The sequence below is a fragment of the Pseudomonas sp. Pso3 genome (genome assembly GCF_055393275.1).
The window spans coordinates 4352501-4367390 of sequence record NZ_AP043687.1 but is presented as its reverse complement, the minus strand read 5'-3'; the positions used below and the strand labels follow the sequence as shown (position 1 = coordinate 4367390).

The following is a 14890-nucleotide window of genomic DNA, read 5'->3' as shown; positions in this document are numbered from 1 at the left end:
CCCCTGGACCTTAGCCCTTCTTCCAGAACAGATAATCCGCCTGGTAATTCACGGTCTGCCGTTCGCCCTTGTTGGCCGAGGTGCAGGCCTTGGCCGGCGCCACGCCACCCTTGAGCGCGGTGCGCTGGATGTAGGTGGTGCCCTGGAAGGCGCCCTTGCCTTCGGCGGGCGCGGCCTCCACCAGCTGATAGGGCAGGTTGCCGCTGCCGGCGGGGGCGATCGCCAGTTGCTTGCCGACCACCTTGGAGCCGTCGCTGGCTTCCCAGGTAGCGGGCGGACCGTAGTAGCGACCCACCTGCTTGCCCTGGCGATCATGCAGGTCGGCCTTGGGACCGACAAAGAACCACTCGGTCTGGCCGGGCATGTCCTTCTTGTCGCGGCACTCGTAGACGATGGTGCCCTTGCCTACGGTTTCCAGCATCAGGCTGTTGCCGGCGGGGACGCGGACGGCTTCGGGCAACTCGCCTTGCGCCAGCAGCGGGGTGCTCAGCAGGGCGGTGAGGGCCAGGATGCTGCAACGGCTATAGGTGTTGTTCATGCGCTTGCTCCGGATTGAGAGGGGCACAGTCGACTGGACTGTAGGGGCTATACCCGGCAGCCGACGCCCTGGATGCAGCTGTCATGAAAAATTTTCAATGCAGCGGCATAGTCGCCACCGCCTCGCGGCCGAACCGCTCTGTCCTGCGGCTTCTGTCAGCCTGCCGTCAGCCTGGTTTCAGCGATCCCTAAGGTTGTTCGGCGATAGTGGCGCCGGGTCGCGAGCCCGTCCTTCCCAGCCTGCCGGAGTCCTGCCGCGTGTCGTCCATCCCGAGTCCGGCGCGCCTGCGCCTCGAAAGCCTGGCGCTGTGTCTGCTGGCGGTGCCGCTGTTCACCCTGGGTCTGTGGGAGCAGCCCTTCATCGGCTTCGACGGCCGCTTCGCACTCTTCGCCCAGGAGATGTTTCGCCACGGCGCCAGTGCCTTCCCGACCAGCTACGGACAGCCTTACCCCGACTACCCCGCCACCTCCACCCTGCTGATCGACGTCTTCGCCCAGCTGTTCGGCGAGGTCAATCGCCTGGCCACGGTAATTCCCACCGCCCTGGCCTCGGCGGCCATCGTCGGGCTGCTCTATCGCCTGCTGGCCGAGCGGTCCCGCGCCTGGGGCCTGCTGGCGGTGCTGGTGCTGCTGCTCACCAATGGCTTCCTGGCCAAGGCGCGCTCCATCTGCCTCGATCAATTCGTCACCCTGGCGGCACTGGGCTGCTTCTATCTGCTGTGGAGCGCCGACCAGCGCGGCTTGTCCTGGCGGCGCGGCCTGGTGTTCCTGTGCATGGCCGCCGGCTTCGCCGTGCGCGGGCCGCTGGGCCTGATCGAGCCCTGTGGCGTGGTCTGCGTCTACTGGCTGGTGCAGGGCGACTGGCGGCGCAGCTTCGGCTACGGCCTGGTCGGCGCCTTGGTGCTGATGCTGTGCTGCGCCCTGCTGTTCGGCCTGGCCTGGCGTACCGGTGGTATGCCCTTCGTCGAGGACGTGATCCGCATGCAGGTCTCTGGCCGGCTGGACGACACCGACGGTGCCGGCTATCCCTGGTGGTACTTCCTGCAGCTGGGCCTCTACCGCTACGCCCCGGCCTTTCCCCTGGCGCTGCTGGCCCTGCCGACGCTGAGACACCACTGGCGGCAGCGCCAGGCGCAGGCGGACAGTCGCCTGCTGCTCCAGCTAGCCGGCTTCGCCGCGCTGATCGTGGTGGCCCTGTCGATTCCCACCTTCAAGAAACCCTATTACATCCTGCCGGCCATTCCGGCCTGCGCGGCTCTCGGCGCCTGGGTGCTGCTGCAGGGGCAGGGCGCCCTGGCCTGGGTACGGCGGCTGTTCCTGCCTTTGCTGGTGATCTTTCCGCTGGTGCTCGGGGCGCTGGTCAAGCTGCAGCAACCCCGGCTGCAGGCCGCCGGCTGGTGGCCCGAGCTGGACCTGCGTTTCCTGCTGGGTGCCTTCGCCATCCTGGCGCTGTTCGCCCTGGTGGCCACCTGGCGCGAGCGCGGGGCTTTCCGCCTGGGCATGCCCCTGGCCGCGGCGGCCCTGGCGCAATGGCTGCTGGTGGTGCTGGCGCTGGATCCGATGCAGGCGCTGCGCTACGACACCCGCGCCTTCGTCACCCGCCTGGAAAGCCTGCGCCAGGGTGAACCGGGGCAACTGGTGTTCTTTGGCCTGGGCCAGGACACCAAGGCCTTCCGCTACCTGATGAATCTCGACTACGACGTGCCCCTGCCGACCTTTATCGATATCGGCCAGGCAGGGCAGCTCGCCCAGGTCACCCGACCCGCCTATGTGCTGCTCGATGCCGACAGCCAGGCGGCCCTGGCCGGCACGCCGCTGGCCAGCCGCCAGCCGGTGCTGGAAGGGCGCTTCAACGACAATCGCTGGCAGGCCTACTACCTGCCCTGAGGCCGCTGTGATGACCGATTCGCCCGATTTCAAACGTCGCCGGCTGTGCCTGGCGCTGGCCGGTCTGCCGCTGCTGGCCGCCTGCAAGCCGACCCAGCGCTACGGCCTGCCGGAACACCGCGCCCACTGGTTCGAGCGGCATGCCTTCGCTCCTCTGGCGCCGCTGCCGTCGCGCAGCAGCTTCGTGCTCGGCGTCCTCCCCGATACCCAGTACTACAGTGAGAACAACCACGAGATGCAACCCAACGGCCGGCGGGTGGAGCGCTATGGCCACCTGGGCTATCCACCGGCGCTGGCCTTTCATGCCCAGACCCATTGGCTGGCGCACAACGCCGCGGCGCTGAACCTGCCCTTCGTGGTGCACCTGGGCGATCTGGTGGAAAACGCCGAGCAGCGCGGCGAGTGGGCCCTGGCCAGTCACGCCATGGCACGCCTTGAACAGGCCGGGGTGCCCTACAGCGTCATGACCGGCGACCATGATGTCGTCGAGCTCTACACCGAGGACCGCCTGCGTGACGGTCGCGAACTCTTCACCCAGTATTTCGGCCGTGAGCGGGCGGCGCGCCAGGCCACCTTCATCGAACGCGACGTCACCGGTCTCAACGAGGCCCATCGTTTCTCGGCGCTGGGGCAGGGCTTTCTGCTGCTGACCCTGGACTGGTGCCCCTCGGACCAGAGTCTGGACTGGGCCCAGGGCATGCTGGATCGCTATCCGCACCTGCCGACCATCCTGGCCTCGCACAACATCGTCGACCTGGTGAACGGCCAGCCGGTGCTTTCCACCCGGCGCAACGACACCGGGGTACGGTTGTGGAATCGGCTGATCCGCCGCAACGACCAGATCTTCCTCACCCTCAACGGCCACAACCACGGCAGCGGTCACCTGCGGATGACCAATGACCTGGGCAATCCGGTGGATCTCCTGCTGATCAACTACCAGACCGAATACGCCGGCGGCAACGGCCTGCTGCGCCTATTGGAACTGGACCTGGCGCGGGGCCGACTGGAGGCCTTCACCTATTCGCCCTGGGTCGCCTATCGCCAGCAGAGTGGCGACCTGCCGGTGCGGCTGGGCAGCGATCCGCGCGACACCTATACGGCCGAGGTGCTGGCACCCCTGGCGTCGCAGCAGTTCGACAACAGATTCGTGCTCGAGGTGGATTTCGCCACACGCTTCGCCGGCTTTGGCGGCTATACCGCGCAACTGCCGGCGGTGGCGGAAGAGGGTGTGCTGGCGCGACTACGCCAGCAGCTGGGGATCGCCTGACGGATCAGGCGGCGAGCAGCCAGCCCCCGGCCACGGCCGTGGCGACGCCGGCGAGTCGCACGAGCGGCGTGGCCGCCTGGGGCAGGTAGCGCACCACGGCATAGCCCAGAGCATGCAGGGTGGCGGTGGCGGCGACGAAACCGGCGGCATAGGCCCAGGGATTGCCCATTTCCGGCAATTCCAGACCATGGGCCACGCCGTGGAACAGGGCGAAGGCGGCGGTCAGGCCGACGGCGGCGGCCACCGGCGGACGGGCGGCCAGGGCCACCAGCAGACCCAAGGACAGCACCGAGGCAGCGATGCCGGTCTCCAGCAAGGGCAGCTCCAGCCCGGCGAAGCCCAGCAGGCCGCCGATCAGCATGGTGCCGACAAAGGTGCAGGGCAGCGCCAGGCGCGCCTTGCCCTGCTGCTGGGCGGCCCAGAGTCCTACGGCGAGCATGGCCAGCAGGTGGTCGAGACCGGTCAGGGGGTGCAGCACCCCGGCGGCCAGGCCGTTCTCGGCATGACCCGGATGGGCGAAGGCCAGGGCCGGGGCGAGCAGCAGGGCGGCGGTGGCGAAGATCTTGGCGTGTTTCATGGGGGCTCCTTGGGATGGTTTCCTGGACTCAGGCGGCGGTCAGCAGACCCTGCTTCTCGATGAAGGCGATGATCTCTTCCAGTCCCAGACCGGTCTTCTGATTGCTGAAGACGAAAGGCTTGTCGCCACGCATCTTGCGGGTGTCGCGATCCATCACCTCCAGGGAGGCACCGACCTGCTCGGCCAGGTCGATCTTGTTGATCACCAGCAGATCCGACTTGCAGATACCGGGGCCACCCTTGCGCGGCAGCTTGTCACCGGCCGAGACGTCGATGACATAGAGGGTCAGGTCGGACAGCTCCGGGCTGAAGGTGGCGGACAGGTTGTCGCCACCGGATTCCACCAGGATCAGGTCCAGGCCGGGAAAGCGGCGGTTGAGCTGGTCCACCGCTTCCAGGTTGATGGAGGCGTCTTCGCGGATGGCGGTGTGCGGACAGCCACCGGTCTCCACGCCCAGGATGCGCTCGGGCGCCAGGGCCTCGTTGCGCACCAGGAAATCGGCGTCTTCGCGGGTGTAGATGTCGTTGGTCACCACCGCCAGGTTGTAGCGCTCGCGCAGGGCGCGGCAGAGGGCCAGGGTGAGAGCAGTCTTGCCGGAACCGACCGGTCCGCCGATACCGACGCGCAGGGGTTGAGTTGTCATCAGGGGATCTCCTAGGAACGGAACAGGCGGCTGTACTGCCGCTCGTGGGCCATGCTGCTGAGGGCCAGGCCGAAGGGGGCGCCGCCCCAGTGCGCTTCGGGCAGGTCAGCGGCCTGCTCGGCCACGGCGGTCAGGGTCGGCAGCAGAAGGGAGGTGAGGCGCTGGGCCGCTTGCTGGCCCAGCGGCAGGGTTTTCATCAGCACCGCCAGCTGATTTTCCAGCCAGGTCCACAGCCAGGCGTCCAGCGCCGCTCGCGGTGCGATCGCCCAGGCGCGGGCGGCCAGCGCCCAGCCGAGGGCAAAGGTCGGGGCCAGTTCGCCGAGCAGGCGGCGGCTACTGTCATCCAGCTCCGGCAGACCGAGCAGCAGTTGCGCCAGGGAATAGCCGGTCTGGCGACTTTCCAGCTGGAATTCCGCGGTCTCGCGACTGGCACGATGATGGTCGGCCAGCTCGCTCAGACGCGTCCAGTCGCCCGCCGCGGCGGCTTGGCAATGGGCCAGCAGCAGCGGCGCTTCGAAGCGCGCCAGATTGAGTTCGAGATTGTCGCGCAGCCAGACCTCGGCCTCCGCCGCGCTGCGGATCAGGCCGCTGTCGATGGCCAGTTCCAGTCCCTGGGAATAGCTGTAGCCGCCAATTGGCAACTGGGGACTGGCCAGGCGCAGCAGCGCGAAGGGCGAATTCACGTGCGCACGCCGAAGTGGTGCAGTTTGGGGGCGTAGTTGAAGCCTTCCTCGCCATGGTGCGAGTGATGGTGACCGCCGCCGTAGGCGCCGTGCTCGGGCTGGAAGCCGGCCTCGATCTCGCTGACCCGGGCGCCGAGCTGCTCCAGCATGGCCTTGAGCACATAGTCGTCCAGCAGCCGTAGCCAACCGTCGCCGATCTGCAGGGCGACGTGGCGATTGCCCAGGTGATAGGCGGCGCGGGTCAGTTCGAAGGCGCTGGCGCAGGTCACGTGCAGCAGCTTTTCCGGGCGGGCGACGACCCGCACGATGCGGCCATCGCGGGCTTCGAGGCAGTCGCCATCGGCCAGCGGCGGTTGGCCGCGTTCGAGAAACAGGCCGACGTCTTCGCCAGCGCTGGTGGTGGCTCTCAGGCGACTCTTGCTGCGGGCGTCGTAGGTGAGGTGGAGTTCGGCGTCCCAGGTATCCCGGGGCGCGCAGCGGCTTTGGACGACCAGCATGGCAGGACTCTTGGCAGTTTTGCCCAGCTCTACAGCAAGGTGCCTGCCAAGGCGCGCAAGTCGCCTGGTTCTGGGGCGCCATGAGTTAACCTGGCGTTCAGGTCGCTCTTATTTGGTGCGCCATTGCATCGGCTAGCAGAGCAACGCCCTCTTTTGGGGCGTTTGCGCGCTCGCCGCGCCGCCAATGCTTGCTGCCGATCAGGATCAGCTTGAGTTGCTGCACCATCTTCGCCGCCGGCCACAGCGGCGGCGGTGTGGTCAGGGGTGGGGGATCGATCAGCTCCGGCAGGGTGGCGAACACCGTCTTCACCACCAGGTCGGCGAGGACATCGATCTGCGACGGACTCAGGTGGGGCAGGCGACCCAGGGCGAGCAGGTCACGGGCCAGGTCCTGGGTGATGCGCTGGCGCAACTCGGCGATGGCCTGGCGCACGGCCAGGGAGCCGCCGTATTGCTCGCGGGCGAGAAAGAGGAATTGATCGCGGTTGTCGCTCACGGCGCCGAGAAAGATCTCCACCGAGGCCTCGATCATGCCGCGCTGCTGCAGTTCGTGATGACGCACCTGGCGCAGGGCGTCGCGAAAGGTGTCGCCCACCTCGGCTACCAGCGCCAGGCCAAAGCTCTCCATGTCGGCGAAGTGGCGATAGAAACCCGCCGGCACGATCCCGGCCTGGCGACTCACCTCGCGCAGGCTCAGGCTGCCGAAGCCGCGGCCGCTGTTCATCAGCAGGCGTGCCGATTCCAGCAGCGCCTGGCGCGTTTGCAGCTTCTGCTGGGCACGGATCGACATGGAGAGATCTCGGAAGACAAGGCGGCACTGTAGCAAAGGATGCCCCTGCTGACTCCAAGGGTTTTCCGTGACCGCCGGGTGGTAGTCTCTGGCCCGTGCCTTGCCTTGAGAGCGTCATGAATCTCGACAACCGTATCAAGTTTCGCCACCTGCTGTGCTTTCTGGAGATCGCCCAGCAGCGCAGCTTCGCCAAGGCCGCCGATGCCATCGCCGTGTCCCAGCCGGCCATCTCCAAGACCATCCGCGAACTCGAGGAAATCCTCGAGGTGCGCCTGTTCGAGCGCGGCAAGGGCGAGGTGACCCTGACCGAGGCGGGCCTGCTGTTCCTGCGCCACGCCGGTCCCTGCGTCCAGGCCCTGCGCGAGGGCATGCAACTGGTGCGTGGTGGCGAGGCCGGCGGCCTGGTGCGGGTCGGGGTCCTGTCGACGGTCGAAAGCCAGGTGCTGCCCGAGGTCCTGATGCGCCTGCATGACCGTCATCGCCAGCTGATCGTCAACGTCGCCACCGGTCCCAGCGCCTATCTGCTCGGACAATTGCGCGTCGGCGACCTGGATCTGGTGGTCGGCCGCATGACCGACAGCCCGGACATCCATGGCCTCGACTTCGAACACCTCTATACCGAGGCCCTGACCCTGGTGGTGCGCCCGGGACATCCGTTGAGCCAGGCGCTGCCGGCGGACCTGGCGACCCTGGCGCGCTATCCCCTGGTGCTGCCCTTGCCCGGGACCACCATCCGCCGCCACGCCGAGAGTCTCTTCGTCCAGTGCGGCATTCCTCTCAGTCCCCAGCGGCTGGAAACCCTGTCGCCGACCCTCAGCCGCCAGTACGTCCGCCAGAGCGAGGCCCTGTGGATCGCCCCGCTCGATGCGGTACGCCGCGACCTGGCCAGCGGCGAACTGGTGGAGGTGGAGCTTGGCGTGCGCGAAGCCGGGGGTTCGGTCGGCATCTGCCGCAATGGCAGCGTGCCCCTGTCGTTGGCAACCCAGAGATTCTGCGAGGTCCTGCGCGAGGTGGCCGGCGAGTTGACACTTAACCATTAGGTTATGGGTAAGGGCGCAGCTTTCAATTCAGCCAGGCGGCGCCCTGGGCCACACTGGGATCAGCCAGCCTTTGGCCCCGATCCTTCCGTGGAGCATTCCAATGCATAACAAGCCCCACGACGTTCGCTACGTCGCCCGTGATCGCACCTGGCATCCCCAGGCCTATACGCCCGCCTACAAATCCTCGATTCCCCGCTCGCCGCGCCAGGCGCTGGTCAGCCTGCAGCACCAGACGGCTTCCGAGCGCAGTGGCCCGGACTTATCGCGGCTGCCGCTGGGACCGCACGACAACGACCTGCTGCTAAACTTCGGCACCGGCCAGTTGCCCCAGGGCGAACGCATCATCCTGTTCGGTACCCTGCGTGACCAGTTCGGCAAGCCGGTGCCCAATTCCCTGGTGGAGATCTGGCAGGCCAACGCTGGCGGTCGCTATCGGCACAAGAACGACGTCTACCTGGCACCGCTCGATCCCAACTTCGGCGGCGTCGGCCGCACCCGTACCGACAGCCAGGGCAACTATGTCTTCCGTACCGTCCGCCCGGGTCCCTATCCCTGGCGCAACGGCAGCAACGACTGGCGTCCGGCGCACATCCACGTCTCGGTCATGGGGCCGGCCATCGCCACCCGGCTGATCACCCAGCTCTACTTCGAGGGCGATCCGCTGATCCCGCTGTGCCCCATCGTCAAGTCCATCGCCGATCCCGACGCCGTCCAGACTCTGATCGCCCGCCTGGACATGAGCATGGCCAATCCCATGGACTGCCTGGCCTATCGCTTCGACATCGTCACCCGCGGCGCGCGGCAGACGTTCTTCGAACACCACTGAGGACGCCGACATGACCCCCAACCGCCACGACCTGCTGCCGGAAACCCCCTCCCAGACCGCCGGCCCCTATGTGCATATCGGCCTGGCCCTGGCCGCCGCCGGCAACCCCACCCGCGAGGTCGAGATCTGGAACCAGCTGGCCAAGCCCGGCGCGCCGGGCGAGCACATCCTGCTCACCGGCCAGGTGTTCGATGGCAACGGCAACCTGGTGCGCGACTCCTTCCTGGAGTTCTGGCAGGCCGATCACCAGGGCCACTACGATCCGGTCTACGACGTGGAAAAGGCCTTCAACGGCTTCGGCCGCACAGCCACCACCTTCGATGCCGGCGACTGGACGCTGCACACCGTAAAGCCCGGCCAGGTCCAGGACCAGCGCGGCCAGCCCATGGCGCCGCACATCAACGTCACCCTGTTCGCCCGCGGCATCAACATCCACCTGCAGACCCGCCTCTACTTCGACGATGAAGCCGAGGCCAACGCCCGCTGCCCGGTCTACAACCTGCCGGAGCCGGAACGCCGGGCCACCCTGCTGGCGCATCGCTGCGAGATCGATGGCCGCCTGGCCTATCGCTTCGACATCCATCTGCAGGGCCCGCAGGAAACGGTCTTCTTCGACATCTAGTCGTCCGAACAGCAAAAAGCCCTGCCAAGGCAGGGCTTTTTCGTGGGCGCCAGCTGCAGGTCAGATACGGTAGGTGGTCTTGGTCATCACCTTGGAGACCAAGCTCATGCCGTATTTGACCGGCGCGGGGAAGCGCCAGCCACCGGCCGCCAGGGCATGTTCGGCGTGCTGCTCTTCGTCGCTGCGCATCTGTTCCAGCACCGCGCGGGACTTGGCGTCGGCCGCCGGCAGCTTGTCCAGGTGCTCGTCCAGATGGCGGCAGACCTGATCCTCGGTAGCCGCGACGAAGCCCAGGCTCAGGCGATCGCTGATCAGGCCGGCACCGGCGCCGATCCCGAAGGACAGGCCATAGAAGAGGGGATTGAGCAGGCTTGGACGCTCACCCAGGGCGCGGATGCGCTGCTCGCACCAGGCCAGGTGATCGATCTCTTCGTCGGCCGCCTTTTCCATTTCTTCGCGCACTTCCGGCAGTTTGGCGGTCAGCGCCTGACCCTGGTACAGCGCCTGGGCGCAGACCTCGCCGGTGTGGTTGATGCGCATGAGGCCGGCCGCGTGACGGCGTTCCTCGTCGCTCAGTTCGGCGTCCTTGAGCGGAATGGCCGGCGAGCTGCGGGTGGGAGCGCCACTGAAGGGCGTCAGGGTACGCAAGGCGGTATCCGCCTGGATAAGCAGTCGATCGAGGGGGGAGTAGAGGCGCTTGGATCTCAAGGTGATCTCCTTGGCGGGCGAAGGGAGGACAGAACGTGGCTCAGCCCGGAGGCCAGGTCATCTGCCGCTTGCCCAGCACATGCATATGGATGTGATAGACCGTCTGGCCACCCAGGGCGTTGCAATTCATCGCCACGCGGAAGCCTTCCTCGCAACCCTGTTCCTGCGCCAGGCGCTGGGCGGTGAAGAGGATATGGCCGGCGAGCTGCTTGTCATCGGCCTCGCTGAGGTCGTGCAGGGTCGCGATGTGCTTCTTGGGAATGACCAGGAAGTGCACGGGCGCCTGCGGGGCGATGTCATGGAAGGCCATGACCTGATCGTCCTCGTAGAGCACCTTGGCCGGAATGTCCCCGGCGACGATCTTGCAGAACAGACAATCCACGTCGATCTCCTGCTGGCTGAATAGACCCCGAGTGTACCAGCGGCTGCCGCCCGGGGTCAGGTGCCGCCGGCGGGATCACCCTTACGCGGGTTGAAAGAGTTTGCCGATCCGCACCGCGGCCGAACGCACCAGGGCGCGGGGGAAGAAGCGGGGCAGCAGACTGCCCAGGCGATTGCGCCAGCCCGGGACGATCACCGCCTGGCGTCTTTCCAGTCCGTGCACCGCGGCCAGGGCCACCTCTTCGGCGGACATCAGCAGCTTGCCCTGCTCCATGCGCCCGGTGTGCAGCCCGGCGTTCTTGAAGAAGGCGGTACGGGTCGGGCCGGGGCAGAGCACCGACACCGACACCCCCCGCTTCTTGAGTTCCTCGCGCAGGCCCTCGGAGAAGTGCAGCACATAGGCCTTGGTCGCCGCATAGCTGCTCATGTAGGGAATGGGCTGGAAGGCCGCGGTCGAGGCGACGTTGAGGATCTGGCCGCCCCCCTGGATCGCCATGTGCTGGCCCAGGGCATGGCACAGGCGGGTGAGCGCCAGGATGTTCAGCTCCAGCTGCTCCTGCACCCGCGGCCAGTCGGCGGCGAGAAAATCCCCGCCGCTGCCGATCCCGGCGCAATTGACCAGCAGGCCGATGGCTCTCTCGCTCTGCTCCAGTTCGTGCAGCAGACCGGTCAGGTGCAGCGGCTCCGCCAGATCGCAGACCCGGTACAGCACCTCCACGTCGAAGCGCTGGGCCAGTTCGGCGGCGATGCTCTCCAGCTTGTCCTTGCGCCGCGCCAGCAGGATCAGCGGCTGACCCCGCCGCGCCAGGGCCTCGGCCAGGGCCAGGCCGATCCCGCACGAGGCACCGGTTACCAGGGCATAACGCTGCATACTGCTTTCTCCAGGAAAACGCCGGTCGCCGGCGGATCTACCGCGCACCTAGTAGGGTTTGACCACCACCAGGATGACGATGGCGATAAGCACCAGAACCGGTACCTCGTTGAACCAGCGATAGAACACATGGCTGCGCTTGTTCTCGCCGCGCTCGAATCTCTTGCGCATGGCGCCGCAGACATGGTGATAGCCGATCAGCACCACCACCAGCGCCAGCTTGGTGTGCATCCAGCCCTGGGTCAGCCAGCTCGGGTTGATCACCAGCAGGCCGATGCCGAACACCAGCGTCAGGATCATCGCCGGCAGCATGATGCCGCGGTACAGCTTGCGCTCCATCAGGCAGAAGCGCTCATGGCTCACGGCGTCGCTGCTCTGGGCGTGATAGACGAACAGGCGCGGCAGATAGAACAGGCCGGCGAACCAGCAGACCAGGGCAATCAGGTGGAAGGCTTTCAACCAAAGATAGAGCATCGGGGCGTTCTCCTTATCAATCGGCGTCATCGGGCGGCGCGATATTAGAGTGGCGCTGCCGGCAAGTCATTCACTCCGGCCATCTCGGCCAGGCTCCCGTGGTCGTGCAATAGTTGACCCTTTTGCTCGGGCAAGCGGATAATTTCCTGACTGAATTGTGTTCGGCGCAAGCCGGGAGACTACGGCAATGACCATTGAAACCTTCACCCCGACCCCCCTGCAGTTCACCCTGGGCGCGGCCAGCAAGGTGAAGAACCTGATCGAGGAAGAGGGCAATCCCCGCCTGAAGCTGCGCGTCTTCGTCACGGGTGGCGGCTGCTCGGGCTTCCAGTACGGCTTCACCTTCGATGAAGATTCCGCCGATGACGACACCGTCATCGAGCGCGATGGCGTGCACCTGGTGGTGGATCCCATGAGCTTCCAGTACCTGGCCGGCGCCGAGGTGGATTACCAGGAAGGCCTGGAGGGTTCGCGCTTCGTCATCAAGAACCCCAACGCCGCCACCACCTGCGGCTGCGGTCAGTCCTTCTCCATCTGACCTTGCACAGCCTCTGGCCTAGTGCGGATAGAGCGCACCCAGGACACGGAGGCCGCGGGCGCCGGTGACTTCCGGGCAGTTGCCGGGCAGGCGCTCGCAGAAACGCTGGGCCAGCCAGGCAAAGGCCATGGCTTCCATCCAGTCCGGCGAGACGTCATAGGCTGCGGTGCTCTGCACCTTGGCCGGCGCCAGTAGCCGCGCCAGACGCGCCATCAGATCCCGGTTGTGCGCCCCCCCACCACAGACCAGCACCTCGTCCACCACCTGGGCTGCCAGGATGCTGTCGGCGATGCTGCGGGCGCTCAATTCGGCCAGGGTAGCCTGAACATCGGCCGAAGCCAGCGCCTCATGCTGGGCGAGATGCGCTTGCAGCCAGGGCAGGTTGAAATGCTCGCGCCCGGTGCTCTTTGGTCCGCTTTTCACGAAGAAGGGATCGCTCAGCAGCCCCTGCAGCAGCGCCGGTACGACCTGTCCCTGCGCGGCCCAGGCGCCATCGGCGTCGAAGAGCCGCCCCTGGCTGTGGTGGATCCAGGCATCCAGCAGCACATTGCCCGGTCCGCAATCGAAGCCTCGTACCGGCAGACCCGGCGCCAGCAGGGTCACATTGCTGAAGCCGCCGATATTGAGCACCGCGCGCGGGCGGTCCAGGCCGAAGAGATCGGCATGGAAGGCCGGGACCAGGGGCGCGCCCTGGCCACCGGCGGCCAGGTCGCGGCGGCGAAAGTCGGCGATGACATCGATGCCGGTCAGTTCGGCCAGCAGGGCGGCATCGCCGATCTGCAGGGTGTAGCCCTGCGCCGGCAGATGGCGGATGGTCTGGCCATGGCTACCCACGGCGCGGATATCCGCGGCCGTCAGTCCCTGCTGCGCCAGCAGTTCGGCGATACCCTGGGCAGCCAGCCCGACCCAGGCCTGTTCGGCCCGGGCGATGCGCTCGATCTCGTTGTCGCCGGGCGCGCACAGCGCCAGCAGCTCGCGGCGGAGCGCGTCCGGCATGGGCACGCCCAGGGCAGCGACGAAACGGGTCCGCTCATCCTGCTCGATCAGGGCGATATCCAGTCCATCCAGACTGGTGCCTGACATCACCCCCAGGTAGCGCTCCATCTCAGCGCTTGTTCATCGCGAGCAGCGACGCCCGCTCCTGGTCCATGCGGGCCATGAGCGGCTGGCTCTGGGCCAGGAAGCGCGAGATCTCGTTCTTGGCGATGGGATCGGCCATCGGCAGTTTCACCCCGAGTGGATCGACGTGGTTGCCATTGATGCGGAATTCGTAGTGCAGGTGCGGACCGGTAGCCAGCCCCGTCATGCCCACGTAGCCGATCACCTGGCCCTGCTTCACCGAGGCGCCGGCCTGCATGCCCTTGGCGATCCGGCTCATGTGGCCATAGACGGTGGTGTAGGTCTTGCCGTGCTGGATCATCACCACGTTGCCGTAGCCATTCTCGCGACCGGACTTGGCGATCTTGCCGTCGCCGGTGGCATGGATCGGCGTACCGGTGGGCGCGGCATAGTCGACGCCCTTGTGCGCGCGCATCTTGTTCAGCACCGGGTGGAAACGGCCCATGGTGAAGCGCGAGCTGATCCGCGAGAACTCCACCGGGGTACGGATGAAGGCCTTGCGCATGCTGCCGCCTTCCGCCGTGTAGTAGTTGGTGGTGCCGTTCTTGGCGGTGTAGCGCACGGCCGTGTAGGCCTTGCCCTTGTTGACGAAGCGGGCGGCCAGGATGTTGCCGTAGCCGACGTGCTTGCCGTTGACCACCTTGTCCTCGTAGACCACTTCGAATTCGTCGCCTTCCTGGATGTCCAGCGCGAAGTCGATGTCGTAGCCGAAGATGGTGGCCAGCGCCATGGTCATGTCATGGGACAGTCCGGCCTTCTGCGCCGAGGCGAACAGCGAACTGCTGATCCGACCCTGGGCATAGGCCTTGCGGATGTCCGGGGTAACGGTCTTGTGCTCGACCTCATAGCCCTGGTCGGACTTGACCAGCGACAGAGTCTGCAGCGCGGTGAGCTTGGTGCGCACCGCCAGCAGGTCACCTGAGTGATCACGCTGGAACTCGATTTTCTGGCCCACCCGCAGGCGGGTCAGCTTCTTGGCTTCCTTGCTGCTGGCCAGCACCTCGTGCACCACGGCAGCGGCAAGGCCAGCCCGCTCGAACAGGGTCGAGAGGGTGTCGCCCTTGCGCACGGTTTCGGTCTTCCACTGCGGCTCGACGCTCTCGGTGGCGGCAACTTCCTCTTCGGCAGGCGCTTCCTCGGCGGTCTGAGCTTCCGTCTGCTCAGGGGCGACCTGGGCAAAGGGGGAGGGGGACTGGGTGTCCGCGGCTTGAGTATCTGCGAGCACTTGCTCCCTCAGGTCATCCTGACCCTGCACGACGCGCCGGGCGTCCTGTTCAACATCCAGATTGATGGAAGTGCGTTTCGCCTCGACCTGCTGAGAGGGAAACACGAGCAAGGCCAGACTCAAGAGTGCGGCCACCCCGCTGGCGGCCACGAGGTGGCTTTTGGGGTAGAACGGACTTTTGGGGATTGGCTTCGTCATTTAGCTA

The 14890-nt window shown here is 66.6% G+C and carries 18 protein-coding genes; 6 read left to right on the top strand and 12 right to left on the bottom strand.

Annotated features, from left to right (window positions below; genetic code table 11):
• Positions 1-10: 10 nt before the first annotated feature.
• Positions 11-538, bottom strand: a complete 528-nt coding sequence (locus ACZ5R1_RS20510; protein ID WP_027601376.1) for a DUF3455 domain-containing protein — start codon at positions 536-538, stop codon at positions 11-13.
• Positions 539-795: 257 nt separating this feature from the next.
• Here ACZ5R1_RS20510 and ACZ5R1_RS20505 point away from each other — a divergent pair, with 257 nt between their 5' ends.
• Together ACZ5R1_RS20505 and ACZ5R1_RS20500 are read left to right on the top strand one after the other, a co-directional pair.
• Complete coding sequence (locus ACZ5R1_RS20505; protein ID WP_258874391.1) at positions 796-2424, top strand: ArnT family glycosyltransferase; 1629 nt, start codon at positions 796-798, stop codon at positions 2422-2424.
• Between the two features lie 10 nt (positions 2425-2434).
• Positions 2435-3691, top strand: a complete 1257-nt coding sequence (locus tag ACZ5R1_RS20500; protein ID WP_464712652.1) for a metallophosphoesterase family protein — start codon at positions 2435-2437, stop codon at positions 3689-3691.
• A 4-nt stretch (positions 3692-3695) separates the two neighbouring features.
• Here ACZ5R1_RS20500 and ACZ5R1_RS20495 read toward each other — a convergent pair whose 3' ends face one another.
• The 5 genes from ACZ5R1_RS20495 to ACZ5R1_RS20475 form a co-directional block, all read right to left on the bottom strand.
• Positions 3696-4268, bottom strand: coding sequence for a HupE/UreJ family protein (locus tag ACZ5R1_RS20495; RefSeq protein WP_115947115.1), 573 nt, complete (start codon positions 4266-4268; stop codon positions 3696-3698).
• Positions 4269-4296: 28 nt separating this feature from the next.
• Entirely contained in the window at positions 4297-4911 is a 615-nt protein-coding gene (gene ureG / locus ACZ5R1_RS20490; protein WP_007162627.1) for an urease accessory protein UreG, read from the bottom strand.
• Positions 4912-4922: 11 nt separating this feature from the next.
• Entirely contained in the window at positions 4923-5594 is a 672-nt protein-coding gene (locus ACZ5R1_RS20485) for an urease accessory protein UreF (RefSeq protein ID WP_027599098.1), read from the bottom strand.
• Positions 5591-6091 carry an urease accessory protein UreE gene (ureE, locus tag ACZ5R1_RS20480; RefSeq protein WP_027599097.1) on the bottom strand — a complete coding sequence of 167 codons (501 nt, stop codon included), beginning with the start codon at positions 6089-6091 and terminating at the stop codon, positions 5591-5593. Before ureE ends, ACZ5R1_RS20485 begins: the two co-directional genes overlap by 4 nt.
• 97 nt (positions 6092-6188) lie before the next feature.
• Entirely contained in the window at positions 6189-6881 is a 693-nt protein-coding gene (locus tag ACZ5R1_RS20475) for a TetR family transcriptional regulator (protein ID WP_027599096.1), read from the bottom strand.
• Between the two features lie 116 nt (positions 6882-6997).
• Between ACZ5R1_RS20475 and pcaQ the strand changes: the two genes are divergently transcribed.
• From pcaQ to pcaG, 3 genes are all read left to right on the top strand, one after another.
• A complete protein-coding gene (gene pcaQ / locus ACZ5R1_RS20470; RefSeq protein WP_115947116.1) occupies positions 6998-7921 on the top strand; it encodes a pca operon transcription factor PcaQ in 924 nt (307 codons plus the stop codon).
• A gap of 100 nt (positions 7922-8021) precedes the next feature.
• The gene (gene pcaH / locus ACZ5R1_RS20465; RefSeq protein WP_027599094.1) at positions 8022-8747 is read left to right on the top strand and encodes a protocatechuate 3,4-dioxygenase subunit beta; all 726 of its coding nucleotides are present in this window, start codon (positions 8022-8024) and stop codon (positions 8745-8747) included.
• A gap of 10 nt (positions 8748-8757) precedes the next feature.
• The gene (gene pcaG, locus ACZ5R1_RS20460; protein WP_115947117.1) at positions 8758-9369 is read left to right on the top strand and encodes a protocatechuate 3,4-dioxygenase subunit alpha; all 612 of its coding nucleotides are present in this window, start codon (positions 8758-8760) and stop codon (positions 9367-9369) included.
• Between the two features lie 60 nt (positions 9370-9429).
• On the opposite strand, the gene coq7 is transcribed toward pcaG, so the two are convergent.
• From coq7 to hemJ, 4 genes are all read right to left on the bottom strand, one after another.
• Positions 9430-10077 carry a 2-polyprenyl-3-methyl-6-methoxy-1,4-benzoquinone monooxygenase gene (gene coq7, locus ACZ5R1_RS20455; protein ID WP_007162620.1) on the bottom strand — a complete coding sequence of 216 codons (648 nt, stop codon included), beginning with the start codon at positions 10075-10077 and terminating at the stop codon, positions 9430-9432.
• A gap of 40 nt (positions 10078-10117) precedes the next feature.
• The gene (locus tag ACZ5R1_RS20450; protein ID WP_017642985.1) at positions 10118-10459 is read right to left on the bottom strand and encodes a histidine triad nucleotide-binding protein; all 342 of its coding nucleotides are present in this window, start codon (positions 10457-10459) and stop codon (positions 10118-10120) included.
• Positions 10460-10540: 81 nt separating this feature from the next.
• Positions 10541-11329, bottom strand: a complete 789-nt coding sequence (locus ACZ5R1_RS20445) for an SDR family NAD(P)-dependent oxidoreductase (RefSeq protein ID WP_007162618.1) — start codon at positions 11327-11329, stop codon at positions 10541-10543.
• Positions 11330-11377: 48 nt separating this feature from the next.
• Positions 11378-11803: a protoporphyrinogen oxidase HemJ gene (hemJ, locus tag ACZ5R1_RS20440; RefSeq protein ID WP_007162617.1), complete on the bottom strand. Its 426-nt coding sequence runs from the start codon at positions 11801-11803 to the stop codon at positions 11378-11380.
• Positions 11804-11990: 187 nt separating this feature from the next.
• Between hemJ and erpA the strand changes: the two genes are divergently transcribed.
• The gene (gene erpA, locus ACZ5R1_RS20435; protein ID WP_007162616.1) at positions 11991-12341 is read left to right on the top strand and encodes an iron-sulfur cluster insertion protein ErpA; all 351 of its coding nucleotides are present in this window, start codon (positions 11991-11993) and stop codon (positions 12339-12341) included.
• 18 nt (positions 12342-12359) lie between these two features.
• On the opposite strand, the gene ACZ5R1_RS20430 is transcribed toward erpA, so the two are convergent.
• Entirely contained in the window at positions 12360-13445 is a 1086-nt protein-coding gene (locus tag ACZ5R1_RS20430; protein ID WP_115947118.1) for an anhydro-N-acetylmuramic acid kinase, read from the bottom strand.
• Between the two features lies 1 nt (position 13446).
• Positions 13447-14883: a peptidoglycan DD-metalloendopeptidase family protein gene (locus ACZ5R1_RS20425; RefSeq protein WP_181902088.1), complete on the bottom strand. Its 1437-nt coding sequence runs from the start codon at positions 14881-14883 to the stop codon at positions 13447-13449.
• Positions 14884-14890 lie beyond the last annotated feature (7 nt).